Source organism: Nocardia sp. NPDC056611, assembly GCF_042792755.1.
In the GTDB taxonomy this organism is placed as follows: Bacteria; Actinomycetota; Actinomycetes; order Mycobacteriales; family Mycobacteriaceae; genus Nocardia.
Window position 1 is genome coordinate 1,520,307 of record NZ_JBHTVV010000002.1, and the last position, 26,065, is coordinate 1,546,371.

At 70.3% G+C, this 26,065-nt stretch carries 25 protein-coding genes; 16 read left to right on the forward strand and 9 right to left on the reverse strand.

The annotated features are described in order from the left end of the window. Window positions 1–81 precede the first annotated feature (81 nt). From ACFRAQ_RS15785 to ACFRAQ_RS15800, 4 genes are all read left to right on the forward strand, one after another. Entirely contained in the window at window positions 82–438 is a 357-nt protein-coding gene (locus ACFRAQ_RS15785) for a hypothetical protein (RefSeq protein WP_379099777.1), read from the forward strand. 101 nt (window positions 439–539) lie between these two features. Next, a complete protein-coding gene (locus ACFRAQ_RS15790) occupies window positions 540–1,076 on the forward strand; it encodes a hypothetical protein (RefSeq protein WP_379099780.1) in 537 nt (178 codons plus the stop codon). Then, window positions 1,028–3,178 carry an MMPL family transporter gene (locus ACFRAQ_RS15795; RefSeq protein ID WP_379099783.1) on the forward strand — a complete coding sequence of 717 codons (2,151 nt, stop codon included), beginning with the start codon at window positions 1,028–1,030 and terminating at the stop codon, window positions 3,176–3,178. Before ACFRAQ_RS15790 ends, ACFRAQ_RS15795 begins: the two co-directional genes overlap by 49 nt. Further along, window positions 3,175–3,525 carry a YrdB family protein gene (locus ACFRAQ_RS15800; RefSeq protein ID WP_379099786.1) on the forward strand — a complete coding sequence of 117 codons (351 nt, stop codon included), beginning with the start codon at window positions 3,175–3,177 and terminating at the stop codon, window positions 3,523–3,525. Before ACFRAQ_RS15795 ends, ACFRAQ_RS15800 begins: the two co-directional genes overlap by 4 nt. Window positions 3,526–3,541: 16 nt before the next feature. Here ACFRAQ_RS15800 and ACFRAQ_RS15805 read toward each other — a convergent pair whose 3' ends face one another. The 4 genes from ACFRAQ_RS15805 to ACFRAQ_RS15820 are packed head-to-tail and all read right to left on the reverse strand — an operon-like array spanning window position 3,542 to window position 7,531. After that, the gene (locus ACFRAQ_RS15805) at window positions 3,542–4,384 is read right to left on the reverse strand and encodes a heme ABC transporter ATP-binding protein (protein ID WP_379099789.1); all 843 of its coding nucleotides are present in this window, start codon (window positions 4,382–4,384) and stop codon (window positions 3,542–3,544) included. Continuing rightward, window positions 4,381–5,520 (reverse strand): FecCD family ABC transporter permease, encoded by a 1,140-nt coding sequence (locus ACFRAQ_RS15810; RefSeq protein ID WP_379099791.1) that lies wholly within the window; start codon window positions 5,518–5,520, stop codon window positions 4,381–4,383. Before ACFRAQ_RS15810 ends, ACFRAQ_RS15805 begins: the two co-directional genes overlap by 4 nt. After that, entirely contained in the window at window positions 5,517–6,551 is a 1,035-nt protein-coding gene (locus tag ACFRAQ_RS15815; RefSeq protein ID WP_379099794.1) for a hemin ABC transporter substrate-binding protein, read from the reverse strand. Before ACFRAQ_RS15815 ends, ACFRAQ_RS15810 begins: the two co-directional genes overlap by 4 nt. Before the next feature lie 20 nt (window positions 6,552–6,571). Beyond that, window positions 6,572–7,531, reverse strand: coding sequence for an aldo/keto reductase (locus tag ACFRAQ_RS15820; RefSeq protein ID WP_379100282.1), 960 nt, complete (start codon window positions 7,529–7,531; stop codon window positions 6,572–6,574). 263 nt (window positions 7,532–7,794) lie between these two features. Between ACFRAQ_RS15820 and ACFRAQ_RS15825 the strand changes: the two genes are divergently transcribed. The 10 genes from ACFRAQ_RS15825 (at window position 7,795) to ACFRAQ_RS15870 (ending at window position 18,480) form a co-directional block, all read left to right on the forward strand. Further along, window positions 7,795–8,745 carry an undecaprenyl-diphosphate phosphatase gene (locus ACFRAQ_RS15825; RefSeq protein ID WP_379099797.1) on the forward strand — a complete coding sequence of 317 codons (951 nt, stop codon included), beginning with the start codon at window positions 7,795–7,797 and terminating at the stop codon, window positions 8,743–8,745. 16 nt (window positions 8,746–8,761) lie between these two features. After that, a complete protein-coding gene (locus tag ACFRAQ_RS15830) occupies window positions 8,762–9,502 on the forward strand; it encodes a histidine phosphatase family protein (RefSeq protein ID WP_379099800.1) in 741 nt (246 codons plus the stop codon). 20 nt (window positions 9,503–9,522) lie between these two features. Next, window positions 9,523–10,128, forward strand: a complete 606-nt coding sequence (locus ACFRAQ_RS15835) for a DUF3090 domain-containing protein (RefSeq protein ID WP_357098508.1) — start codon at window positions 9,523–9,525, stop codon at window positions 10,126–10,128. Between the two features lie 4 nt (window positions 10,129–10,132). Continuing rightward, a complete protein-coding gene (locus tag ACFRAQ_RS15840; protein WP_379099804.1) occupies window positions 10,133–10,930 on the forward strand; it encodes an SCO1664 family protein in 798 nt (265 codons plus the stop codon). Window positions 10,931–11,097: 167 nt separating this feature from the next. Next, complete coding sequence (mshC, locus tag ACFRAQ_RS15845) at window positions 11,098–12,336, forward strand: cysteine--1-D-myo-inosityl 2-amino-2-deoxy-alpha-D-glucopyranoside ligase (protein ID WP_379099807.1); 1,239 nt, start codon at window positions 11,098–11,100, stop codon at window positions 12,334–12,336. 150 nt (window positions 12,337–12,486) lie between these two features. After that, the gene (locus ACFRAQ_RS15850; protein WP_379099809.1) at window positions 12,487–13,374 is read left to right on the forward strand and encodes a GNAT family N-acetyltransferase; all 888 of its coding nucleotides are present in this window, start codon (window positions 12,487–12,489) and stop codon (window positions 13,372–13,374) included. 85 nt (window positions 13,375–13,459) lie between these two features. Beyond that, on the forward strand, window positions 13,460–14,194 hold the full coding sequence (locus tag ACFRAQ_RS15855) for a FadR/GntR family transcriptional regulator (protein WP_379099811.1): 735 nt from the start codon (window positions 13,460–13,462) through the stop codon (window positions 14,192–14,194). Between the two features lie 20 nt (window positions 14,195–14,214). Continuing rightward, on the forward strand, window positions 14,215–14,886 hold the full coding sequence (locus ACFRAQ_RS15860) for a sterol desaturase family protein (protein WP_379099814.1): 672 nt from the start codon (window positions 14,215–14,217) through the stop codon (window positions 14,884–14,886). A gap of 201 nt (window positions 14,887–15,087) precedes the next feature. Beyond that, on the forward strand, window positions 15,088–18,162 hold the full coding sequence (locus tag ACFRAQ_RS15865) for a crotonase/enoyl-CoA hydratase family protein (protein WP_379099817.1): 3,075 nt from the start codon (window positions 15,088–15,090) through the stop codon (window positions 18,160–18,162). Between the two features lie 147 nt (window positions 18,163–18,309). Beyond that, window positions 18,310–18,480 (forward strand): hypothetical protein, encoded by a 171-nt coding sequence (locus tag ACFRAQ_RS15870; RefSeq protein WP_379099821.1) that lies wholly within the window; start codon window positions 18,310–18,312, stop codon window positions 18,478–18,480. Window positions 18,481–18,487: 7 nt separating this feature from the next. On the opposite strand, the gene ACFRAQ_RS15875 is transcribed toward ACFRAQ_RS15870, so the two are convergent. The 5 genes from ACFRAQ_RS15875 to ACFRAQ_RS15895 all read right to left on the reverse strand — a co-directional run bounded on the left by ACFRAQ_RS15875 (window position 18,488) and on the right by ACFRAQ_RS15895 (window position 24,005). Then, window positions 18,488–19,141: an enoyl-CoA hydratase-related protein gene (locus ACFRAQ_RS15875; RefSeq protein WP_379099824.1), complete on the reverse strand. Its 654-nt coding sequence runs from the start codon at window positions 19,139–19,141 to the stop codon at window positions 18,488–18,490. Between the two features lie 22 nt (window positions 19,142–19,163). Continuing rightward, the gene (locus tag ACFRAQ_RS15880) at window positions 19,164–19,760 is read right to left on the reverse strand and encodes a TetR/AcrR family transcriptional regulator (protein WP_379099827.1); all 597 of its coding nucleotides are present in this window, start codon (window positions 19,758–19,760) and stop codon (window positions 19,164–19,166) included. A gap of 91 nt (window positions 19,761–19,851) precedes the next feature. Then, window positions 19,852–21,657 carry a fatty acid--CoA ligase FadD11 gene (gene fadD11 / locus ACFRAQ_RS15885; protein ID WP_379099830.1) on the reverse strand — a complete coding sequence of 602 codons (1,806 nt, stop codon included), beginning with the start codon at window positions 21,655–21,657 and terminating at the stop codon, window positions 19,852–19,854. An 86-nt stretch (window positions 21,658–21,743) separates the two neighbouring features. Beyond that, a complete protein-coding gene (locus ACFRAQ_RS15890) occupies window positions 21,744–23,120 on the reverse strand; it encodes an SPFH domain-containing protein (RefSeq protein ID WP_379099833.1) in 1,377 nt (458 codons plus the stop codon). A gap of 306 nt (window positions 23,121–23,426) precedes the next feature. Next, entirely contained in the window at window positions 23,427–24,005 is a 579-nt protein-coding gene (locus ACFRAQ_RS15895; RefSeq protein WP_379099836.1) for a TetR/AcrR family transcriptional regulator, read from the reverse strand. Between the two features lie 94 nt (window positions 24,006–24,099). Between ACFRAQ_RS15895 and ACFRAQ_RS15900 the strand changes: the two genes are divergently transcribed. Further along, on the forward strand, window positions 24,100–24,918 hold the full coding sequence (locus tag ACFRAQ_RS15900; RefSeq protein WP_379099839.1) for an SDR family oxidoreductase: 819 nt from the start codon (window positions 24,100–24,102) through the stop codon (window positions 24,916–24,918). Window positions 24,919–24,932: 14 nt separating this feature from the next. Further along, window positions 24,933–26,006 carry a dihydrodipicolinate reductase gene (locus ACFRAQ_RS15905; protein WP_379099842.1) on the forward strand — a complete coding sequence of 358 codons (1,074 nt, stop codon included), beginning with the start codon at window positions 24,933–24,935 and terminating at the stop codon, window positions 26,004–26,006. Window positions 26,007–26,065: the final 59 nt, after the last annotated feature.

Genomic DNA, 26,065 nt, shown 5'->3' on the forward strand with positions numbered 1-26,065 from the left:
ATGTGACATGGGGATTCGGTGGCGCTGTCGGGGCATGCGGTTACCGTGGAGTGCAAAAGCGGTCTGTATCAGGGAGATCTGTTGGTTGCCGACCAGAGCGCGGGGTTCACCGTCGAGGACGTGACCGTCGGGCGCTACGCGCACGGCTTCGGCGTCGCCGGGGACGGGCGGTCCTTCGCCTTCCGAACCCATCGATCCACCCTCACCGTGGAGATCTACCGCCGGGGCGTGACCACCGCGGTTCCGGCGCCGGAGGACGTCGAGGCGATCGCGGTGGCCCCGGTCACCGACATCGATCTCGACGACGAACGCAGCGTGGTGGCCCTGGTGCGCGACCTGATCCCGCAGGCCGTGCCGGTCCCGGCCGCCCAGCCGCGCGAGGCGACCACGGTGCGCGCGCTGCTGGGCCGGTTGGGCGCGGTGATCGAGGGCCGCTGACGCCCGCGGGCGGCGCTGTCTGTGACACAGAGATCACTTCCGGGCGCGGGGCGTGCCAAACTAGCGGCACACAACCGCAGTTCGAACTCCCGAGGATGTTGATGCGACTTCGACGACCGGCCGCCACCGCGCTGCTGCTGACCGTGCTGGGCGCATCGCTCGCCGCGTGCGGCGGCTCCGACGACGAATCGAAGGTCGCCCAGGCGCGGTCCTCGGCGTATGCGGCGTTGAGTTCGTCCTCGCAGGCCGCCGCCGCGCAGAGCAGCGCCAACCGGCCCGGGATCCCGAGCGCCGCGGAGCTGGACTCGCAGATCAAGCGGGCGCTGGACCCGAACCTGCCCGACAGCGAGCGCACCGCGCTGATCGAGGACGGCGAGGCGTTCAAGGACGCGATCCCCGACATGTACAAGGCGCTGGCCGACAATCCGCGCGCGGTGTACGGGGTCAAGGACCCGGTGTTCGACAACCATGACGGCACCCTGACCGCGACGCTGAGCCTGGACAAGGACGGCACCGGCACGAACGTGCGCACCACGGTCGTGCATTTCGTGGCCAAGGACGGGCATTGGAAGATCTCGCGCACGGATCTGTGCGGGATCCTGCGGTCGGCCGACTACAAGACCGCGGCCTGCGGCTGATGCTCGAGGCCGGATCCCTGCGGTGGGGGCGTCTGATCCACCGCTTCCGGTTCCTGGTGTTCGCCGTGTTCGGCCTGGCCGTGCTGGTGTCCGGGTTCTACGGGCGCGACCTGGGCGATCATCTGACCCAGGAGGGCTGGTTCGACGAATCCAGTCAGTCGGTGGCGGCGTCGAAGCTGGCCGACTCCACCTTCGGCCGCGACACCGACGCCGACCTGATCGCGATCTACACCGCCCCGGCGGGGATGACCGTCGACGACGAGCCGGTGCGCTCGGCGGTGGCCGCGGAGTTGACGCGGTTGCGCACCGAGCACGCCGACCGCATCCTCAAGATCGACTCGTATTGGGACGGCGCGCTGATGGGACAGTTCGCCGACGCCTCACGCACCCACGCCTTCGCCAGTATCGGGTTGCGGGGTGACGGCGGCACCGACACCGTCGACAACTATCTGGCCCTCGAGAGCGAATTCCGTGCCGGGACAACCGGTTCCGGGCCGGGCGGCACCACGGTGCAGCTGGCCGGTCTGCAGCCGGTGGTGGAGGGCATCAACACCGGCATGCAGCGCGACATCGAACGTGCGGAGCTGATCGCGCTGCCGCTGGTGGCGATCCTGCTGTATTTCGTGTTCGGCGGAGTGGTGGGGGCGCTGCTGCCGGTGCTGATCGGCGGCATGACGATCCTGGGCAGCCAGGGCATCATGCGGCTGCTCACCAATCATCTGCAGGTCAATGTGTTCGCCTCGGCGGTGGTGACACTGGTGAGCCTGGGCCTGGCCATCGACTACGGGTTGTTCGCGGTGACCCGGTTCCGCGAGGAGCTGGCGGCGGGACGCAGCGTGGAGGAGGCGACCGCGCGGACCATCGCCACGGCCGGGCGCACGGTGTTGTTCTCGGCGGCGATCATCGCGGTGAGCCTGGGGGCGTTGTTCATCTACCCGAACGGGGTGCTGCGATCGGTGCCGTTGGGCGGTATCTCCTCGGTCCTCTTGGCGGCGGTGCTGTCGGTGACGGCGCTGCCGGCGGTGTTGTCGATCGTGGGGCCGCGCATCGATCTGTGGGGCTGGCATCGGCTGGCCAGCATCCGCACCGCCGAGCAGATCGACCGCGGATTCTTCTCGCGGCTGGCGGTTTTCGCGATGCGCAAGCCGTGGCTGGTGATCGTGCCGGTGGTGTTGATGCTGCTGGCGTTGATCCTGCCGTTCCGCAATATCGAGTTCGGTGGGTTGAGTGAGCGGTATCTGGCCGCGGACAATCCGGCGCGGGTGGCGCAGCAGGACTTCGACCGGCTGTTCCCGCATTTCCGCACCGAGCCGCTGAAGCTGGTGGTGGTGGGCGCGAATCCGCAGCAGCTCTCCGATCTCCGCTACGAGGCCAACCAGCTGGTCGGTCCGCGGATGACGGGTCCGTTCGATCCGGCCGCGCCGACCAAGGATCAGGTGACGGTGCTGGCCAGCGGCCTGTCCGACAAACGCGACGCCGACTCGGTGATCGCGGCACTGCGCTCGATCCCGGCTCCCGACGGGGTCGTGGTGATGGTGGCGGGCGTGCCCGCGCTGGAACGCGACAGCATCCAGGGGCTGATCAAGGGCCTGCCGCTGCTGGTGCTGATCCTGGTCGCCGCGGCCATCGCGTTGATGTACGCGGCGTTCCGGTCGCTGGTGCTGGCGATCAAGGCGGTGGTGATGAGCGCGCTCAGCCTGGGTGCGACGCTGGGCGTGCTGACCTGGATCTTCGTCGAAGGGCACGGCGCGGGACTGTTCGACTTCACCCCCGGCCCCCTGATGTTCGCGGTGCTGGTGCTGATCGTGACCGTGCTGTTCGGCCTGTCGACCGACTACGAGGTGTTCCTGCAATCCCGCATGGCCGAGGCACGCGCCGCCGGCGCCGATGCGCCCGAGGCGATCCGCTACGGCATCGCCCACACCGGCGGCGTGATCACCTCGGCGGCCGCGATCCTGATCGTGGTGACCGGTGCGTTCGGGTTCTCGGATCTGGTGCTGATGAAATACATTGCCTACGGCATGATCGCGGCATTGGTGTTGGACGCCACCGTGATTCGCATGCTGTTGACTCCTGCGGTGTTGAGGTTGGTCTGGCGATGAACGTGCTCAAGGGCGCGAACCTGCTGGTGATGTTCCTACTGGAACTGGGAGTGCTCGCCGCGGGGGCGTGGTGGGGGTTCACCGTGTCCGCGCCACCGGCGGTGCGCATCGTCGCGGGGCTGGCGGTTCCGGCGGTGTTCATCGTGGTGTGGGCGCTGTTCGGCGCGGCCAAGGACGCGCGGTTCCCGCAGACCGGGTGGCGGCGGATCGCCCTGGAAATCGTGTGGTTCGGTGCGGCGGCGGTGCTGCTGGGCCTGGCGTGGACACCGGTGGCCGGGATCGTGTTCTTCGCGATCTGGCTGGCCAACGGCGTCCTGCGGCTGGTGTGGGGTCAGCAGCAGCTCTGACCCCGCCCTCGGGTGCTCAGCCCCGGACGGGCAGCACCAGTTGGGCGCCGGTGACCGGGTGGTCGAACACGTCGACCGGATGCTGGTAGACGCGGGTGAGCAGTTCGGCGGTGAGGATCTGCCGTGGCGGGCCGTCGGCGGCGATGCGACCGGCATCGAGCACGGCGACGCGGTCGGCGTAGGCGGCGGCGACACCGAGGTCGTGCAGCACGACCACGACCGCCGCGCCCGCGGTGGCCCGATCGCGGGCCAGGCGCAGGACCTGTTCCTGATGGCCGAGATCGAGTGCCGCGGTGGGTTCGTCGAGCAGCAGCGTCGCGGTGTCCTGGGCCAGGACGCGCGCCAGGGCGACGCGGGCGCGTTCACCGCCGGACAGCGCCGGGAACGGGCGCGCGGCGAAACGTTCGACGTCGGTGGCCGCCATGGCCGCGGCGATGACCTGCTCGTCATGCTCCTGACGCGCGGTCCGCGCCCACGGGGACCGACCCATGGCGACGACTTCGCGAGCGCTGAACGGGAATCCGACGGTGTGCGACTGGGGCAGCACCGCACGGCGGCGGGCCATGTCCAGGTGCGTCCAGTGCGTGAGGGCGTGCCCGTCGAGTTCGACGCTGCCGCCACTCAATTCGAGCTCCCCGGCCAGCGCGGCCAGCAGCGTCGACTTGCCCGCACCGTTCGGACCGACCAAAGCCACGATCTGCCCGGCGACGACATCGAAATCGATGCCGTCGAGCACGGTCCGGTCGCCGCGTTTGGCGCTGACCTGGCGGGCGCGCAGCGTCGCCGCACCCGGTTCGGGTGTCTCCGGCAGGGCGGGGGTGCGCCCGAAGATCGTGGTGAGCTCTCGTAGGCCGCTCATGCCCAGCCTCCCGATCGTGAGCGGGTGCGGCGCAGCAGCCAGAAGAAGAACGGCCCGCCGACCAGTGAGGTGATCATGCCCAGCGGCAGGTCCGCGTTGTGGACCAGGGCGCGGGCGCCGATGTCGGCGGCCACCAGCACGACCGCGCCGACGATGGCCGACAGCGGGATCAGCACCCGGTGGCCGGGCCCGACCAGCATGCGCACCAGGTGCGGCACGATCAACCCGACGAACAAGATGATGCCGGTGAACGCGACACCGGCCGTCGCGAGCACCGCGACCACGACGATCACGTTGCGCCGCAACCGTTCCACGTCCACGCCCAGATGCCGGGCCGCGGACTCGCCCAGGGCGAGCAGGTCCAGGCGCGGGGCCATCCAGATCGCGGCGGCCAGGCCGAGCAACGTCAGCGGCCACACCACGTTCACCGACTGCCAGGTGGCGCCGTTGAGGCTGCCCATCTGCCAGAACACGATCTGGTCGCGCGCCGCGGGCGAAGCGGAGAACAGCAGGAACGAGATCAGGCCGCCGGCGAAGGCATTGATGGCGACACCGGTCAGCACCAGGGTCACCACTTCGGTGCGGCCGTTGGAGCGGGCCAGCAGATACACCAGCAGCGTCGTGGCCAGTCCGGCGGCGAACGCGCCCGCCGCGACCGACCAGGCGGCCACGAACGCGCCCCCGGCCACGATGACGGTGCCCGCGCCGACCGCGGCGCCGGCGGACACGCCGATCACGCCGGGTTCGGCGAGTGGATTGGCGAACACGCCCTGCAACAGGGCGCCGGCGGTGGCCAGGGCCGCGCCGACCAGCATGCCGAGCACGACGCGCGGGAACCGCACCTCCCACAGGGTCACGTACCCGGCCGGGTGGGCGGGCATGGGACCCCAGTCCAGGCCGATGCGGTGCAGGAACGCGCCCGCGACCTCGGCGGGGCTGGTCGGCACCTGGCCGATGGCCGCGGAGATCAGCGCCAGCACCACCAGCACGGCCAGCGCACCGGCGAAGATCACCGTGTTGCGCGACCACGTGCGGCGAGCGCCGGGCAGCACCGCGGCCGTGGTCGCCGGCTCCTGCGCGGTCGCCGACTCCGGGTGAGGGCCGTGGTTGTCGGCCGCTCCGGGGCGCTCGCTCATGCGGCGGCGGGGCTGTAGATGGCCTTCACCAGGGCCGTCAGCACGCGGCCGGTGTTGGGGCCGAAGGACAGCAGGACGGCATCGGACATGTCGATGACGCGGCGGTCGCGCCCGGCGGGGGTCTGGGCGATGCCGGGGACCTTCTCGAGGCCGTCGACCCCGCCGACCGACGCCAGACCGTCGCTCATCAGCAGCAGCGCGTCGGGGGCGGCGGCGATCATGGCCTCGCTGGTGATGGGCAGGAAGTCCTTGGTGATGCCCGACGCGGTTCCGGCGTCGATGCCGCCGATGGCGGTGATCAGCGAGTCGGCGCCCGAGCCGGGTCCGGCGATCATGGTGATGGCGGCGCTGCGCAGGTACAGGAACGCGATCTTGGGTTTGGCGTCCTGGTGCGGCACCGAGGCGATGGCGGCGTCGATCTCGGTGCGGGTGCGCTGCCCCAGCGCCTTGCCCGCGTCGGGCACGCCGAGCGCGGCGCCGACGGCCTCGATCTGGGGGACGACTCCGGCGATGGTGCGTTCGGTGTCGAAGTAGACGACGGTGATGCCCAGGGCGCGCAGCTGGTCACGCAGGGCGGGGGTGACGGTGGTGGTGTCGGTGAGGAACACCGTGGGCCGCAGTGCCGCAACGGCTTCCACGCTCAGGGTGCCGCTGCCCGAGGACACGGTGGGCAGCTCGCGCACGGCGGGGAACGCCGCGGAGTTGGAGCGCCCGATCAGTTTCGAGCGCAGTCCGAGGGCGACGACGGTCTGGGCGAGGGTGCCGTAGCGGTCGGCGGCGATGATGCGGGAGGTGTCGGTGACGGTGACCGGGGTGCCGTCGAAGGAGGTGACCGTGACCGGCAGCGTGGCAACCGGTTCGGGGCCCAGCGTGACGGGGTCGAGGTCGCCGATCTCGGCGGTGACCGGTCCGCGGCCGCCGGTGTTCGTGGTGCCCGAGCCGCAGGCGGTGACCCCGGCGACGAGACCGACACCGAGCAGCAGGATCACCAGCGTGCGGGCGGCGGTGTGGGCATTCACGAGACACCTCATGCAGGCAAGGCTAGCCTGGCTCATTCTGTGCGTGCGCTCACGTCTCCGAGGGCCGCGGCGATGGCGCGGGGAAGTTCGAGGGTCTCGGCGGCCAGGATGCCGGTGAGCTGCCCGATATCGCGGGCTCCGACCAGCATCGAGGCGACCGCGGGCTGATCGCGGATCCAGGCCAGCGCCACCGCCAGCGGCGAGGTCCCCAGCCCATCGGCGGCGGTGACGACCGCGTCGACCACCCGCACCGCCCGGTCGTCGAGATGCGCGGTGATCTCGGCGGCGGTCGACTCGTCGGCGCCGCGCGAATCGGCGGGCACCCCGTCGCGGTATTTGCCGGTGAGGATCCCCCCGGCCAGCGGCGCGGTGGCGATGACGCCGATGCCGTGATGCTGTGCGGCGGGCACGAATTCGTGTTCCACGCCGCGCGCCAGCAGCGAGTAGGGGGTCTTCGCGGCGGTCAGCGGCGCGGCGGCGGCGAGGGTGGCCAGCTGCCAGCCGTCGTAGCCGCGCGCTCCGGCGTAGCGCACGCGGCCCGAGCGCACCGCCCACGACAAGGTGTCGGCGATCTCCTCGAGCGGGGTGTGCGGATCCCAGGCGGCGACGGTCCACAGGTCGAGGTGGTCGGTGCCGAGCTGGGTGAGAGTGTGGTCGAGCTGGCGGCGCATGGTGCGCCGGGAAGCGTCCACGGTCCAGCGCACCGCGGCGGGCGCGTCGGCGGCGGCGTCGCTGAGTATCGGTGTGTACCCGGCACTTCCGGACAGCACCAGGTCCTCGCGGCCGACTTCGGCGATCATCTCGCCGAGGATGTGCTGGGCGGCGCCGTCACCGTAGGCCGGGGAGGTGTCGACGAGATTGCCGCCGGCTTCGACGAACGCCAGCAGCTGGGCCGCGGCGTCCTCGGCGTCGGTCTCCCTGCCCCAGGTGTGGGTGGCCAGCCCGAGCCTCGACACCCGCAGTCCGCTGCGGCCGACCGTCCGTTGTTGCATCACCGCGCTTGCCCTTTCGTCACAGCCGTCAGCCTAGGCGCACCGGCGGCCCGCGCCCGGCTACGGCCCGCGCCGAGCGCGGCGAATTGCGGCGCGCGCGAGCCGGAACCCGATTTCACCCGGGGGTATCGGGCCCGCCATCACGGCCCGGTAGGGTCGCAGCGTTGCGGCGGGGCGCGAACGCCGCGCCGGTGGCGGCCCGGGGCGTCGAAATGCTCACCGGGAGCTGATGATTCGGGACTGGAGGCTGCGTGGGCGAGTCGATGACGTGGGTGCAGGCACTGGTGCTGGGCCTGGTGCAGGGGCTGACGGAATTTCTGCCGATCTCTTCTTCGGCGCATCTGCGGATCGTCTCGGCGGTGTTCTTCGGCGATGACGCGGGCGCGTCGTTCACCGCGGTCACCCAGCTGGGCACCGAAGCGGCGGTGCTGGTGTATTTCGCCAAGGACATCTGGCGGATCCTGGTGGCCTGGTGCACCACGGTGTGGATGAAGGTCGCTGGGCGCCAACGCGATTCGGTGCCGCTGCACGAGCGCGCCACCACCCAGCTGCCGGTGCTGACCGACGACGGCTCCTTCGCCTACGGCCCCGATCCCGACACCCAGCGCGAACTGGACTACCGCGTCGGCTGGTATGTGATCATCGCCACCATCCCGATCGGGGTGCTGGGTCTGCTGTTCAAGGACCAGATCCGTACCGGCGCACGGAATCTGTGGCTGATCTCGATCATGCTGATCGTGTTCGCGCTGGTGATCGCGGCGGCGGAGTACTACTCGGGCAAGACCTACGGGCGGGCGCGCCGACCGATCGAACTGCTCACCACCCGCGACGGCCTGATCATGGGCCTGGCCCAGTGCCTGGCCCTCATCCCGGGCGTGTCGCGTTCGGGCGCGACGAGCTCGGCGGGCCTGTTCTGCGGCCTGACTCGTGAGGCGGCGGTGCGGTTCTCGTTCCTGCTGGCCATTCCCGCGGTGCTGGCCTCGGGCCTGTTCAGCCTCCCCGATGCCTTCGAACCCGCTGGTGAGGGCCTCAACGCGTCGGGCCCGCAGCTGCTGGTGGCCACGGTGCTGTCGTTCGCGGTCGGTTACGCGTCGGTGGCGTGGCTGTTGAAGTTCGTGGCGCGGCATTCGCTGGACTGGTTCGTGGGCTACCGCATCGTGCTGGGGTTGACGGTGATCGCGCTGCTCGCGACCGGCGTCGTGTCGGCCACCTAGTCGGTAGGCTGTCCCGGTGACGGTGATCCTGTTGCGGCACGGCGTGTCCACGTCGAACATTGCCCGCACCCTGGCCGGGCGCAGCGCCGGCGTCGATCTGACCGACCGTGGCCGTGAGCAGGCCGCGAGCCTGGTTCAGCGGCTGGGATCGCTGCCGATCGAGCACATCGTGTGCTCGCCGCTGCTGCGCTGCCAGCGCACCGTCGCCCCCCTCGCCGACAAGCTGGGCCTCGAGGCCGACCCGGATGAGCGGCTGCTCGAGGTCGACTACGGCGACTGGACGGGCAAGGCCCTGGCCGACCTGGTCACCGAGCCGTTGTGGAAGGTGGTGCAGCGGCAGGCGTCGGCGGCGCGGTTCCCCTCGGGTGAGTCGCTGGCGGAGGTGCAGTTCCGTGCCGTGTCCGCTGTGCGCGAACGGGATCGGCAGTTCGCCGAGCGGCATGGTAGCGATGTGTTGTGGATTGCGTGCACGCACGGCGATGTCATCAAGTCGGTACTGGCCGACGCGTTCGGCCTTCACCTCGACGGCTTCCAGCGGATCGTGGTGGAACCGGCGTCGATCAGCGTCGTCCGCTACACCCCGAACGCCCCCTATGTGTGGCGAGTCAATGACACGGGTACCGATCTGTCCGGGTTGGCGGCGATTTCACCGCGAACAGGCGGCGAATCGCGCTCGGGGCCGGTTCCCGGCGGAGAAACGGGTACCACCGACAGTACGGATAATGGGGCTGGCGAACGCCCCGATTCATCAGTGTGAGTGAACCGAATGGAGGTGCAATGGGCCGGGCAATCCATATCTTCCGCACCCCCGATCGTTTCGTCGCCGGCACCGTCGGCGAGCCGGGCGACCGCGCGTTCTACCTGCAGGCGGTGCAGGAGCCGCGGGTGATCAGCGTGCTGCTCGAGAAGCAGCAGGTGAAGGTGCTGGCCGATCGGATGGGTCTGCTGCTCGACGAGGTGCAACGGCGCTTCGGGACCTCGGTGCCCCCGCAGGCCGCCGACGTGGCCGACACCGCGCCGCTGGTGACGCCGATCGACGCCGAATTCCGGGTCGGCACCATGGGTTTGGGCTGGGACGCCGACGCGGGCGCGGTAGTGGTGGAGCTGTTGGCGATCACCGAGACCGAGGTCGACGAATCGGTGGTTCTCGACGACACCGAGGAGGGACCCGACGCGGTGCGGGTGTTCCTGACCCCGGTGCAGGCGCGGGAGTTCGCGTTGCGGTCGGCGCGGGTGATCGCGGCGGGCCGCCCGCCGTGCCCGCTGTGCGGGGAGCCGCTGTCCACGGCCGGGCACATGTGTGTGCGCACCAACGGCTACAAGCGCGGCGACATCTTCGGCGCCACCGAAGCCGACGACGACTCCGACGATTCCGAGGACTGATCCGGTGTCGGCCTCTGACAGCCCCGCGGCGGACCGGTCGTGGCTGACCGCCGAGTTGACGGTGATCGGTCAGGTCACCACCGCCAGCAACGTCACCCTGGTGTGCGAGGCGGGTGGCGGCGGGCAGCGGGTGGTGTACAAGCCCGAGCGTGGGGAGCGGCCGTTGTGGGACTTCCCCGACGGCACCCTGGCCGGGCGGGAGGTGGCCTCGTATCTGGTGTCGCAGGCGCTGGGGTGGGGCGTGATCCCGGAAACGGTGTTACGGGAGGGGCCTTTCGGGCCCGGCATGGTGCAGCGCTGGATCGACACCGCCGAGGACGAGCCGAGCCCGGGTCTGGTGGATCTGTGCCCGGTGGGCGCGATCCCCGACGGGTATCGGGAGGTGTTGCGGGCGCTGGATCCGGGCGGGCATCCGGTGTCGCTGGTGCACGCCGACGACGCGCGGCTGCAGCGGATGGCGGTGCTCGATGTGCTGATCAACAATGCCGACCGCAAGGGCGGGCACGCCCTGTTGGGTCTGGACGGGCGCGTGTACGGGGTGGATCACGGGATCTGCCTGCATACCGAGCCGAAGTTGCGCACGGTGTTGTGGGGGTGGGCCGGTGAGCCGGTGGCCGACGAATTGCTCACCGACATCACGGTTTTGGTGAAGGCGCTGCCCGGGGAGCTGGGTGAGCGGCTGGCGGAGTTGATCACCGACGCCGAGATCGACGCGCTCGAGGCGCGGGGGCGGGCGTTGCTGGACGAGCCGGTGATGCCGTTGCCGGCCAGTCAGCGGCCGATTCCCTGGCCCGCGTTCTGACCCGCTGCGTCGCGGACCCTCCGGCGTTCTCGTCGCGCTGATTGCAATCATTGACACCGCCGGGTCGGCGACTAGGGTGCAGGTCGGCCCGGTCGGGCGCGTGTCGTGGGGCACACCGGCGCGGGGGCGGCGACGTCGCGGCCCGATCCCAGGGATAACCTCGAATCATGCAGTCCTGGTCCGATACCGCTGTCCCGACCGTCCCCGGATCCGGACCAGCGTTGCGTTTGTTCGACACCGCCGACAAGCAGGTGCGCCCGGTAACCCCCGGCGCGACCGCGACGATGTACGTCTGCGGCATCACCCCCTACGACGCCACCCACCTCGGCCACGCCGCCACCTACCTGACCTTCGACCTGGTCAACCGGTTGTGGCGCGACGCCGGCCACGAGGTGCACTACGTGCAGAACACCACCGATGTCGATGACCCGCTGTTCGAGCGGGCCGAACGCGACGGCATCGACTGGCGTGAGCTGGGCACCCGCGAGATCAACCTGTTCCGCGAGGACATGGCGGCGTTGCGGGTGATCCCGCCGCGCGACTACATCGGCGCGATCGAGTCGGTGCAGGAGGTCGTGGAGCTGGTCGACAAGCTGCTGGCCTCGGGCGCGGCGTACGTGGTCGACGACCCGCAGTATCCCGACATCTACTTCCGCCACGACGCGACCGAGCAGTTCGGCTACGAGTCGGGGTATGACCGCGAGACGATGGACCGGTTGTTCGCCGAGCGCGGCGGGGATCCGCAGCGGCCGGGCAAGCGTGATCCGATCGACGCGCTGCTGTGGCGGGCCGAGCGGCCGGGTGAGCCGTCGTGGCCGGCGCCGTTCGGGGCGGGCCGTCCGGGCTGGCACATCGAGTGTGCGGCGATCGCGGTCAACCGTCTCGGCAGCGAGTTCGATGTGCAGGGCGGCGGCAGCGACCTGATCTACCCGCACCACGAGTACTCCGCCGCGCACGCCGAGGCGCTGGTGAAGGGCCGTCGCTTCGCCCGGCATTACGTGCACGCGGGCCTGATCGGGCTCGACGGCGAGAAGATGTCGAAGTCGCGCGGCAATCTGGTGTTCGTGTCGAAGCTGCGCGCGGCGGGCACCGATCCGGGCGCGATCCGGCTGGGCGTGTTCTCCGGGCACTACCGCAGCGACCGCGAGTGGTCGGATGCGGTGCTGGCCGAAGCGGTTTCGCGGCTGGAGCGGTGGCGTTCGGCGGTGGCGCTGGACTCGGCTCCGGATGCGACCGACACGGTGGCGCGGGTGCGTCGCCACCTGGCCGATGACCTGGACACTCCCAAGGCGCTGGCGGCGCTGGACGCGTGGGCGCAGCAGGCGCTGGCCTACGGCGGCCCCGACACGACAGCTCCGGCGTTGATCACCGACACCGTCGACGCGCTGCTGGGTATCGCCCTGTAGCGGCGCTGCCGCGACCGACCGACGCGCGAGCCCGGATGTCCGGGCTCGCGCGTTCTTGTGTGCGGTGGGCGCGTTAATGAGTCGACCGGGCGGTGGTGGACGGCGCATCCTGGGGAGCGGTGTGTCGTCGGTCGTGAGGAGGGCTGTTCGGTGGGTGCGGCGGAGTCCGGTGTGGACGGGTTGGCGGTGGGTGCGGCGCGGTTCGCGCGGGCGACGGCCCGGCTCGACGAGTGCGCGGCGTTCTATCGGGAGATCGTCGGTCTGACACAGCTTTTCGCGTTCTCCGATCACGCGGGCTACAGCGGGTTCGTGTTCGGGTTGCCGGGCCCGCGCGCCCAGCTCGAGTTGGTGCGCCGTGACGACGCGCCCGCCCCGCCGCCGGTGGACCCCGAGGACGCGGTGGTGCTGTATCTGCGCGGCGGGTTCGAGGCGTTGCGCGAACGGCTGGCCGATCATGGTGTGGCCGAGGTGATTCCGGACAATCCGTATTGGGTGGCGGCGGGCGCGTTCGCGGTGCTGGACCCCGAGGGCTGGATGCTGATCGTGGTGCCGCCCGACTCCGATGCGGACGCGGTGCGGATCGAGGAGTTCACCGGTGATCGCGACGAGATCGCGTGGTCGTTCCGGATGGCCGAGGATTCCGAGCCGCTGCTGGCCGGGTATATCGGGCGCGGGCGGGTGTGGGTGGCGCGCGACGCGTCCGGGGAGGTGGTCGGCCATATCCAGGCGGCGCCGGAGGCGGACGAGTCGACGTGGGAGATCGTCAATACCGCGGTGGTGCGCCCGTTGCGCGGGGCCGGGGTGGGGCGGCGGCTGATCGACACCGTGGTGGCGGCCGCGACGGCGGCGGGGGTGCGGCGGCTCGAGGTGGCGACCGCGACCGCCGATGCCGGGAATCTGCGCTTCTACCAGCGGTGCGGCTTCCGGATGACGCGGATCGTGCCGGATGTGTTCACCGCGGCGGCCGGGTATTCGGACCTGGTGATGGTCGATGGGATCCGGATGTTGGATCAGGTCTGGTTCGCCCGCGAGTTGTGAACCGCATGGGGGTCTGCTGAACCCCGCACGAGGCAACTGGTCTTACCACTTGACCACCAGTCCGCGACGGCGCACACTGATCGGCATGGCATGGACCCCCGTGGTGAAACGCTCCGTCGCCGGTGATGTGTTCGAACAGATCACCGCCGAAGTGCTCAGTGGCGAACTGGCGGCCGGCAGCACGCTGCCCAGCGAACGGCAGCTGGCCGAAGCGCTGGGCGTGTCACGACCGGCGGTGCGCGAAGCGCTGCAACGACTCTCGGCGGCCGGACTGGTCTCGGTGCGCCAGGGCGAGGCGACCACGGTCCTGGACTACCGGCGCAGCGCCGGACTCGAGGTGCTGCCCCGGCTGCTGCTGCGGGGCGCGACCATCGATGTGGCCGTGGCGCGCAGTGTGCTCGAGGCCCGCCTGCACAATGGGCCCAAGATCGCCGAGCTGGCGGCCGCGCGGGTGGGCGCGCGACCCGACCGCCGCGACGTCACCGAGGCGTTGCGCGCGCTGGACGCGACGACCGAACGGCTGGCCGCATCCGCTGACCCGCTCGACCAGCAGCTCGTCGCGCTGGAGTTCTGGGATCACATCCTGGATCTGGCGGATTCGATCGCGTTCCGGCTCATGTATTCCATGCTGCGCGCGGCCTACGAGCCCGCGCTGGCGGCGCTGGCCCCGGTGATGTCGGCCGAGGTGGGCAATATCGACGCCTACCGCGATCTGGCCGCCGCCATCGGCGCGGGCGAGCCGCAGCGCGCCGCCGACCGGGCGCGCGCCCTGCTCACCCCCGCGACCACCACCCTGCTGCACGCTCTCGACCAGGCGTGACCCGAACACGAGGTATGACCATGACCGATCCCAAGACCACTGCCGGGCACGCACTGCGCCGCGACCTCACCTTGTCCGCGGCGGCCCGCGAATTCGCCCGCCACCCCTCGCCGTGGATGATCGGGGTCACCCTGGTGGCCGCCCTGACGACGCGAATTCTGCTGAGCGACTGGCACCTCGTCGACGCGATCATCCCGCTGGCGATCGTGGCGCTGTTCCCGGTGTACGAGTGGGTGATCCACGTGACGATCCTGCACTGGCGGCCGCGCGCGCTGGGCCGGCTCACCCTCGACAGCGAACTGGCCCGCGAACACCGCAAGCATCACGCCGATCCTCGCGCGATCCCGCTCATCTTCATCCCGACCCGTTCGCTCGCGGCGGTCATCGCCGCTGTCGTCGCGGTGGCCCTGCTGGTGTTCCCCCGGGTCGAGGCGGGTCTGACGTTCGTGCTCACCATCACCGTGGTCGGACTGATCTATGAGTGGACCCATTACCTCATCCACACCGACTACAAGCCCAAACACGCTGCCTACCGGTCGGTCTGGCGTCACCACCGCCATCACCACTACAAGAACGAGCACTACTGGTTCACCGTGACCACCGCCAACACCGCCGACCGCCTGTTCGGCACCGCCCCCGACCCGGCCACCGTCGCGACCTCACCCACCGCCCGCCATCTGCACGGCTACTGACGCGCGCACGGGCGGCGAACCACGAGCATCAGTCGTGGCGCCGCCCCCGATGGCCAGGCCCGGGGCGGCACCCAAATTGTGAACCGGCATTCGCGCCCGACATCTCGTGGGGTGCGAAGTTGCGCCGACTCTTCCCGTGGCAGGTGAACGGCCGATACCGTGAGGGCCGGATGGTGTGGACCCTCAGCGAGGAGGTGGGCCGTGAGTACGGTGCCGGGTTTCGATCGTGTGCGTGCGGTGCTGGAGCAGGGGCTGGGTAAGGGCGCGTCGCTGCGCCGGCAGGTGCGTGCCGGGGGCCAGCTACTGGACACGGTGCGCCGCGATCCGCGGATCGTGCGGGAGTTCATCGCGGGCGTGACCGGCCAGGGGGTGCCCGTGGAGGCCACGCCGGTCGAGCACACCCTGCCCGAGGGCCTGTCGGACTATCCGCGCACCGCGCACGCGCATCGCGATCTCGAGACCGGCGCGGCGGCGACGCTGGCGTATCTGGCGCAGTTGCAGCGGCTTCCGGAGTGGGTGAGCTTCCACGCGGGCTGGCGTGGGCAGGCGCCGGGGCCGGCGGCCATGGGCGTGGAGTACACGCAGGTGGCCAAGTTCATGGGCATTCCGGCCGATGTGCAGTGGCTGGTGACCGAGGTGAGCGACTCGCGGCTCGGGTTGCGCGGGCACGGCCCACAGGGTTTGGGCCTGGGTTTGTGGATCACGGTGGTGCCCAACGGTTCCGGGTCGAGCGTGTACATCGACGCGGGGTTGTCGGGGCAGCCGATCGAGGGCCCGCTCGGTGCCACGGTGGCCCGCGCGCTCGGTGACGCGTTGACCGATTCCCTGGCGCGGTTGCCCGCGGTGCTGGCGGCGACCGCGCCGGCGTCGGGGCGGGCGGAGCGGAAGGCGGTGCGGCACCGGGCTTCCGGGGTCGTATTGGCTCCGACGACGCCGGTGCTGGTGGGTGTGGGCCAGATCGTGCAGCGCACCCCCGACGCGTCCTATGCCGATCCGTCGCAGTTGGCGGTGCGGGCGTTGCGGGCCGCGGCCGCCGACACCGGGGTCGGGGACGGGTTGCTGGCGCGCGCGGACGCGGTGTTCGCGGTGTCGCCGACGTCGTGGCAGTACCGGGATCTGGGGGCGCTGGTGGCGGCCGCGGTCGGCGCGGACGGGGTGGACACGGTGCAGTCGAGTCCGTTCGGTGGCGACGGCGGCCAGTTGGTGATCAACGAGGCGGCCGCGGCGATCGCGGCGGGCGACTACGACCTGGTGCTGGTGACCGGCGCGGAGGCCGGGGCCACACAGGCGGCGGCACAGCGCGCCGGGGTCGAGGTGGCCTGGCCGGTGCAGGACGTCTCGGTGTCGCCGACGCGGACGGTGGGGATCGACAAGGCGGCCAACAACGCCGCGGAGTCGGCAGCCGGGTTGCAGGCCCCGATCAATATGTACGCGCTGCTCGAGTCGGCCAACCGGCACCGGTTGGGTCGCACGCCCGCCGAGCACGCGGCCGCGGTGGCGGAGTTGTGGTCGCGGTTCTCGGCGGTGGCGGCGGCCAATCCGCAGGCGTGGCAGCCCCAGGAGTTCACCGCCACCGAGATCGCGGCGGTGACCGACGCCAATCGGATGATCTCGGCCCCGTACACGAAGCTCGAGTGCGCGAATCTGACGGTGGATATGGCCTCGGGCATCATCGTGGCCTCCGCCGCCGCAGCCGAGGCGGCCGGTATCCCGCAGGACAAGTGGGTGTTCCTGCACGCGGGCGCGTCGGGCACCGATGAGTGGTTCGTCAGCGAGCGTGCCGAATTGGCGGCGTCTCCGGCGATCGGGGCGCTGGGTGCGGCGGTATTCGAGCATGCCGGGATCACGGCCGACGATCTGGGCCCGGTGGACCTGTACGCGTGTTTCCCGGTGGCGGTGCAGATCGCCGCGCGCGAGCTGGGTTTGCCGGTCGACGACCCGAAGCGGCCGCTGTCGGTGACCGGTGGGCTGACCTTCGGCGGCGGTCCGGGCAACAATTACGGCGGGCACGCGGTGGCGTCGCTGGTGGGACGGTTGCGCGCCGAACCCGAATCCTTCGGTCTGGCCACGTCTCTGGGCTGGTATCTGACCAAGCACGCGATGGGCGTGTATTCGGCGACCCCGCCCGCACAGCCCTACCGGCATCTGACTCCGGTGATCGAGCATCCCCCGGCCCGCCCGGCACGCACCGGTTATGACGGCGAGGCCGTGGTGGAGGCCTACACCCTGCCCTACGGTCGAGACGGTCTCCCCGAGGCCGCGATCGTGAGCCTGCTGACCCCCGCCGGTGATCGAGCGCTGGTGCGTTCCACCGATTCCGCGTTGGTGACCGCGTTGGCCGAGGACGACTGGCTGGGTCTGCCGGTGACCGTGGCCGGTGACACGATCACCCCGGCGGCCGCGCATCGTCCCGAGTCGGGTTCAGCCGCTGAGGAATCGAGCGCGGGGGAATCGGACGCGGAGCCGGTGTCGAGTACCGCGGGTGTGGCGCGGGTGCCGTTGCCGCCTCCGCCGCCCGCGCCGGTGCTGATCGAGCGCCGCGGCCACATCATGATCATCACCATCAATCGCCCCCACGCCCGCAACGCGATCAATCTGGCGGCGGCGCTGGGTCTGGAGCGCGCGATCGACGCCTACGAAGCCGATCCGAACGCGCGGATCGCGATTCTGACCGGTGCGGGCGGCTATTTCAGTGCCGGCATGGATCTCAAGGCAGCCGCGCGCGGTGAGGTGCCGGTCACCGAGAAGCGCGGCATCCTGGGCATCGTGTCCCAACCGCCACGCAAACCACTCATCGCCGCGGTGGAGGGCCCGGCGCTGGCGGGCGGCTGCGAACTGGCGTTGGCCGCCGATCTCATTGTCGCCGCGAGTGATTCGACCTTCGGCATCCCGGAGGTCAAGCGGGGCCTGGTCGCTGTCGGCGGCGGCGTCCTGCGCCTGTCGCAGCGTCTACCCCGCGCGATCGCGATGGAGTTGTCGTTGACCGGCGACCCGATCAGCGCGGCCCGGGCGGCGGAGATCGGGTTGATCAATCAGGTCGCCGAACCGGGCAAGGCCCTCGATGCCGCGCTGGAGTTGGCGGCGCGGGTGGCGGTGAACGCGCCGTTGAGTATCGACGCGAGCAAGCAGATCATCGAGCAGGCCCCGGATTGGTCGGTCGCCGAGGCGTTCGGCAAGCAGGGTCAGGTCGCCGCGGCGGCACTGTCGTCGATGGACGCCGGTGAGGGGATGCGCGCGTTCGTGGAGAAGCGTCCCCCGGTCTGGCAGGGCCGCTGACCCCGACCCCGGTGCGGGCGGTTCGGCGCACGGCGGTCAGTGACCGCCGTGCGGTCCGGATCCGCCTGCACCCCTGGGCATTTCGCTCATCGGGACGGGGTGGAGGCGGGGGTCTGACCGGAGTCGAGGATCAGGAATTGGCCCATCATGCCCTGGTGTTCGTGGTGGAGCAGGCTGGCGGGCTGGAAGGACGCTGTCTACACCGAACCTGCCCGCACCTACGCACTGGTGATGCGGCACCTGGTGGAGTTGACGGACACGATCGGGTGTGACAACCGGGTGCGGCTGTGGTTGTTCGCGGTGCGCCGCACCCGGTGACCCGGTGTCAGGCGTTGTGGAGGGCGGAGACGGCGTCGGCGAACATGGTGGCCTTGATCGCGCCGAGGGTGTCCTGGTCTTTGGCGCCGATCGGGCCGAGCAGGGCCAGCGCGGTGTCGGTGAGGGTGTCGAGGTCGCCGGTGGCGTCGACGAGGTCGTAGGCCAAAGCGTCGGGGCCGCCGAAGCGGCGTCCGGTGGTCATGGACGCGATGGCCGATCGGGGGGTGAGTTTGGCTTGGATGAGCGCGGACATGCCGCGGGTGAACGGGATGCGGATGTCGGCTTCGGGGAAGCAGAAGTAGCCGCGGTCTGCGCGCATCACCCGGTAGTCGTGGGCCAGAGCGAGCATGGCGCCGGCGCCGAAGGCGTGTCCGGGCAGGGCGGCGGCGGTGGGCATGGGGAAGGTGAGCACGCGCGCCAGCAGTGACTGGACTTGCGCGACATACCATTCGGCCCGCTCGCCATGGGCCGACAGCCAGTCCAGGTCGAGGCCGTTGGAGTAGAACTTGCCCGACGCGGTGGTGACCAGTGCGTGGGCGCCGTCGGCGATGACGGTGTCGAGGTGTTCGCCGACGGAGGTCAGGAATTCGGGTGAGAAGCGGTTCTCGTCGCCGCCGAGGTCGAGGACGGCGATCTTGTCGCGGTAGCTCAGGGTGGGCATGGGGGTTCCTTCGCGGTGTGGGTCAGGCGGGTGCGGGCCCGATGTCGAGGACCGCGCGGACGGCGGCCCGCAACTGCTGTCGGGCTACGGGATTGGCGAGCCGGTCGCGGTCGAGCAGGATCGCTGTCGGCAGGTCGACCAGGCAGATGGTGAGGGTGTCCACGGCGTGGGCGTCGCGGCGCTGCCACAGCCGGTGGGCGAGGGTTTTCATCAGCTCGACCAGGGTTTTCTGGGTGGCTGCGAGTTCGGTGCGGACGGTGTCGGGCAGGTCGTCGCCGAGGAGGTCGTCGCGGCGGACGGTGAAGAACAGTTGGGTCGACATCGGGTGGCGGGCGGCGAATTCGGCGGGGGCTTCGGCGGCGGCGATGACCGCGTCGATGCCGTCGCCGGCGGCGGCGACCAGGTCGGCTTGCAGGGCGAGGAAGCGGTGGGCGGCGCGAATCCAGGTGCGGCCCAGCAGTTCCGCGCGGGAACCGAAGGTGTGGTAGAGCGCGCCGTTGGAGACGCCGGTGGCGGTGGCCACGGCGCGGATGGTGACCGCGGCGGGTCCGGAGCGCACGGCGAGCGCTTCGGCGGCGTCGAGCACCCGATCGGGGTCGTGGGTGCGGGGGCGGGGCATGCACCGACCATAACAGAGCACTTGCTCTGTTATGAAGGGGTGAATTCGGACCCCCGCGCTACCGCCGGGGTCCGAGTGTCACGGCAAGCGGTCAGGCGGGACCGGGTTCGTGGACGCCTTCGGCCAGGTCGGGCACGTACATGCGGTCGATATCAGCGGCGTACTTGTCCGCGATCGGTCGGCGCCGCAACTTCATGGTGAGGGTGATCTCGTCACCGCCGGGCTCCCAGAACGTGGGCAGGATCGTGAATCGCTTGATCTGTTCCACGCGTGAGAGTTTCGCGTTCCCGGCTGCGATGCCGCGCGCGATCTCGGCGATCACCGTCTTGTCGGCGGCCAGTGTCGCCGCCGAGGCGTCGGGCAGCTCGTGCTGGGCGGCGTACGGGGGCGCGGATTCGGCGTCGAGGACGATGAGGGCGGTGTTGTAGGCGCGGTTGTCGCCGATGGTGGCCAGCGCCCCGATGAGCGGGGCGGCGGCTTTGATGGTGTTCTCGATATTGGCCGGCGACATGTTCTTTCCGGCGGAGTTGATGATGAGTTCCTTCTTACGGTCCACCACCCGCAGATATCCGTCGGCGTCGCAGGTGATGATGTCACCGGTCGCCAGCCACCCGTCCGCGTCGAGGGTGTCGGCGGTCTTCTGCGGTTCCTTGCGGTATTCGCGCATGACCAGCGGCCCCCGCACCAGGAACTCGCCGTCCTCGGCGATCCTGGACTCCAGCCCGGGCAGCAGCCGCCCCACGGTGCCCAGCCGCGCCTGCCCGGGCGGGGCGACGCTGACGATGCAGGTCAACTCCGACATGCCCCACACTTCCGAGATCGGAATGCCGAGCCCGAAGAAGAAGCCGAGGGTTTCCGCCGGGATCGGCGCGGCTCCCGAGAGCGCCCATTTGAGTTGATCCAGGCCCAGTTTCGCGCGCAACGCCCCCAGCACGGCCGCGTCGGCGCGCGCCCATTCCTGTGCCAGCCCGTCAGTGAGCGGCTGCCCGGCCAGTTGGGCCGCGGCCTTGCGCGCGGCGACCTCCAGCGCCCACACCAGCGCCGCCCGACGGGTGGGATCGGTTTCGGCGGCGACCGAATACTCCACGGCCGCTTTGAGTTTCTCCCACACCCGCGGCACCGCCCCCCAGATGGTGGGGTGCACGTCGGCGAGCGCGGCGCCGAGCTGGGTGCGGTCGGGGACGACGGTGATCTGGGTGCCGAAGTACTCGTGCAGGTACAGGCCGGTGACGCGGTCGGCCATGTGCGCGGTCGGCAGGAACGAGGTGATGCGGTCGCCGAACTCGACCGGCATGACCGAGGCGTAGGCGCGGCATTCGAACGCCAGACTGGCGTGGGAGATCTCCACGCCTTTCGGGTTGCCGGTGGTTCCGGAGGTGTAGCAGAGGGTGACGATGTCCTCGCCGGTCACCGCCTGCCAGGTGGCGTCGAAGTCGAAGTCGCTGCGCCCCAGCTGTTTGAGCTGCGCGACGCTCAACGTGCCGGGCGCGGGGGTGTCCACGCACACGATGGTCTGCATGGACACCCCGCACGCGCGGATCCGGTCCACGTACTGCGCTTCGCACACCACGACCCGGTTGCCGGCGTTGCTGAACACGTAGTGCAGTTGCTCGGCGGACAGGGTGTTGTACACCGAGAACGAGGTGGCGCCGGTGTGCTGGGCGCCGACCTCGAGGGGGTAGAACTCGACGCGGTTGGCCATCATGAACGCCACCGTGTCCCCGCGGCCCACGCCCAGCGCGGCCAGGCCCGCGGCGATCTCGCGGACCTGGGCGGCGTAGTCGCGCCAGGTGAGGGTCACGGCGCCGCCGATCGAGCGGACCGCGATCGCGTCGGGGTCGATCGCGGCGGTCGCCTGGAACACTGCGGGTGTCGTATTCGGTTCGCTCATCACCATTCTCGATCCACTCCCACCATCGAAGCCTTCTCAGACGGTATGACGGCGCGGGGGCGTGGCGGGCCCGAATGACGACACCCGACGCGTCAGGATTGTCCGGTTTTGCGGATGGCGGTGATGATGTCCGACAACTGCGCCACCACGCTCGCCAATCCCGTGGTGTCGCCGCCGATCTGCACCGTCCGCAACTCCGTCGGCGTGGGCAGGTTGTCCACGATCGCGGGCAGGGCCTCGATCAACTCCGCCTGCATGGTGGCGGCATTGCGGCTGTTGGCAATGTCGACACCGACCCGCTGCCGATCCAACTCCAGCAGCGCCGCCTCGTGCGCGACCCGAGTTTTGGCCTGCGCCAACGCCAGATCGGCTTCCTGACGCAGCGCGACCCGCTCGGCCTGGCGGCGGGCGTTGTCGAGCTTCTCGGCGTGCTGCTCACGTTCCAGACGCAGCGTGTGCAGCGCCTGCTGCTGAGCCAAGTCGGCGACCTCCCGGTTCACCTCGTGCTCGCGTTCGGTGCGACGCAGCCGTTCAGCGGATTCGCGGTCGAAGGACGCGGCATCGTTGCGGGCGCGCAGTTCGGCCAGCTCCCGTTCGTTCTCGATGCGCCGCTGCTCGGCGGCGCGCCCGGCGGCGGCCTCACGCACCGACACCGCCTCCTGGGCGTCGAGTTCGGCCAGGCGCGCGACCCGGTTCTGTTCGCTGCGGTAGGGCTTCTGCAGGTTCTCCCACAACGTGTTCGAGGAGACGACGGCCTCCTTGATCTGCACGGTCACGATCGACAGGCCCAGCCCGCGCGCACCGTCGCCCGCGCCCTCGGCGACGGTGCGCAGTCGTGCGGTGAGTTCCTCGATGATGGGCTGCTTGTCCGACAGCACGTCACGCACCGCCATCGTGGACACCTTGTCCTTGATCGCTGCCTCGGCCTGTTCGCGCAGCTGCACGTTGACCAGCCGCATCGGATCCTCCGGATCGGAGAAGTCGAGTTTGCGGTACGCGGTGGCGAAATCGTCGATGATCCACTGCACGTACCCCTGCACCAGCACGCCCTGCAGTTCGCTGCAGATGCAGTAGGCGTTGATCAGGATGGTCTGGATCGCGCCGGGCACCACCAGGTAGGAGTCCTTGGCGGGATCGAACCGGAACGACACACCGAGACCGATGTGCAGGGGTTCGGCCGCGCCGCGACGGGTGTGCACGACGAACGCGTTGGGCGGCACCAGCACCGTGCGCCACCGCCACCAGCCGCTGACCCGCACCTCCACCGGACCCTGCGGGGTGTTCTCCCGCGCCGACCCCACGCGCCCGGCCCGTTTGGCCAGCGCGCCACGCGGACTCGGGGCGCCCGGCGGGATCGGCATCGCCGCGGGTGCGGGCGCGGACCGCGCGAACGCGGGCCGCAGGTCCTCCTCCAGTTCGGCCTGTTGTGCCACGACCTGATCGAGATAGCTGTTGTTCTTCGCCGCCATGGCGGGCAGGCTACCGGCGAAAGACCGTTCGGCCCACCGATATTCGCGCCGCGAACCGCCAGCGATCGACGTCCGGGCGTGGGGGAGTGGCGCAGGATCCGAGTCGCCGGGGTGGGCGTGATCGCGCCGGCGCGGGATGCACACCGGTGAATCCCGGTCCGCACCGCCAACCGGCCACATGATCGAACTGTCCGAGACGGAAAGGCACGGGTCGCCGAGAGTGGTCGTCGAATTCCGGCCGCTGTTCGATGCGCTCACCTCAGTCCGGGCGTCGGGCCCGCCGAGACCTGAACACGCCCCCCGGGGCTAGCCGGCGGCGGGGCGACCGAGGATGCCGTAGAGGAGTAGGTCCTCGAGGGAGGCGGCGAAGCCGTCGAGATCGTCGATATCGCGGATGCACATGGCGAACAGGGCCGCTCCGGCGATGGTGTCGAGCACCGTGTTCGGGTCCAGTCCCGGGCGGGTGTCCTGCCCGGGCAGGTAGTCGCCGAGTTCGTCGCGGGTGGGGGAGTCCAGGCGGGCCGACAGCTTCTCGTAGAGCCCGGAGTCCTCCCGCATCTCGGCCATGAGACCGGGCATGGCGGCGCGGGTTTCGGCGGACCCGAACAGCTGGATGGTGCCGCGGATGACCTTGCGGATCTCCCCGAGCAGATCCGGCGCCACCACCGCGGACCCGACGTCGGGGAACACCGCCTGCGCGATCAGGTGCGCTTTGGACGGCCAGCGGCGGTAGATGGCCGGTCGGGACACTCCGGCGCGGGCGGCGATGGCGTCGATCGAGGTTGCGGCGTAACCCTGTTCGACGACCAGGGCGCGGGCGGCGTCGAGGACCGCGGTGTCCACCGCCGGATCGCGGTGCGGGCCGAGCCGGTGGCGTGTGGTCACGGATTTCGTCCTTGTCGCTGCGGGCACGAGTCGTTACAGTCTGTCACAACTAAGTCGTTACGCTCTGTAACGGCTGAGGACTCGAGGAGGAGTCGTGTCAGCCGCCCCGCACATCCCCGACACCTATCGCCCGGTACCGCTGCTGGCCGGCAAGGTCATCGTCATCTCCGGCGTCGGCCCCGGACTGGGCCACTCCCTGGCCATCGAAGCCGCCCACATGGGCGCCACCCTCGTGCTGGCCGGACGCACCGAGAAACGCCTGCACGAATACGCCGACGAAGCCCGTGCCCTCGGCGCCACCGCCCACGTCGTGCGCGCCGACATCACCGAGGAAGATCAGCGCCGCACACTCGCCGAACGCGCGGTCGCCGCGGCCGGCCGCGTCGACTGCCTGATCAACAACGCCTTCGCCATCCCGCCCATGTACCCGATCACCCAGATCGACGTGGAAGCGCTGCGCGACGCCAACGAGACCAATGTGTTCGCGCCGCTGCGACTCTCGGCCCTGTTCGCCGACGCGCTCGCCGCGTCCCGGGGGTCGATCATCATGCTCAACTCGTGCGTGTCCTACAGCTCGCAGCCCGAATACTCCGGCTACAAACTGTCCAAGGGCGCGCTCGCCCACCTGGCCTCCTCGCTGGCCACCGAACTGGGACCGCGCGGCATCCGCGTCAACTCCGTCGCCCCCTCGTATGTGTACGAGGACATCAACAAGGCCTACTTCGACTGGCTGGCAAGCCAATCCGGGGTCACCCACGACGACATCTACCGGCAGAAGGCCGCGCCCACCGACCTGGGCCGCCTCGCCGGACCCGAAGAGGTCGCCCGCGCGGCCCTGTTCCTGGCCAGCGACCTCGCCACCGCCGTCACCGGCCAGATGCTCACCGTCGACTGCGGCGAATTCCACCGATGAATCCAGGAGTCACCATGACCACCAAACGCATCGTGCTGTGGGGGACCGGCGTCGTCGGCTCCATGGTGCTGGCCGAAATCGTGCGCCACCCCGCCTTCGAGCTCGTCGGCGTCGGCGTCAGCAATCCCGACAAGGTCGGCCGCGACGCCGGAGACCTGTGCGGGGCCGCGAAAACCGGTGTCCTGGCCACCGATTCGGTCGACGAACTCATCGCGCTGCGCCCCGACGCCGTCGTCCACTACGGGCCCACCGCCGCCTTCGCCGAGGAGAACATGCGCGTCATCGGCGCGTTCCTGCGCGCCGGCATCGACGTCTGCTCGACCGCCATGACCCCGTGGGTGTGGCCGCAGATGAAGCAGCTGCCCGCCGTGTGGCGCGACCCGATCACCGAAGCCTGCCAGGCCGGGGGAGCGTCATGCTTCACCACCGGCATCGACCCCGGCTTCGCCAATGACCTGTTCCCGCTGACCCTCATGGGCCTGTGCGGCGAGGTGCAGTCGGTGCGCGCCTCCGAACTGCTCGACTACACCGATTACGAGGGCGACTACGAATTCGAGATGGGCATCGGCCACCCGCCCGAATTCAAGGCCCTGCTCGAACACCCCGACATGCTCATCATGGCGTGGGGCGCAACCGTTCCCATGATCGCCGCGGCCGCGGGCATCGAACTCGATGCCATCACCACCACCTGGGACAAGTGGGTCACCCCGACCGACCGTCCCTCCGCCAAGGGCGGCGTCAAAGCAGGCACCGTCGCCGCCATCCGCTTCACCATCAACGGCGTCTACCACGGCCGCGAGGTCATCACCCTCGAACACGTCAACCGCATCGGCCTCGACGCCGCCCCCGACTGGCCCGCCGGCACCAAGGACGATGTCTACCGCGTCGACATCTTCGGCAGCCCCTCGATCGCCCAGGAAACCTCGTTCCGCTTCACCGACGGCTCCGGCCGCACCCCCGCGGTAGCGGGCTGCCTGTCCACCGGCATGCGCGCCCTCAACGCCGTCCCCGCCGTCAACGCCCTCCCGCCGGGCTGGGTCACCCCCCTGGACCTCCCACTGATCCCCGGCTTCGGCACCATCCGCTGAACTGACGAGAACTGCTGCGGCCAGGGCGAGATCTCTCACTTCGCCCCAGCCGCAGCACA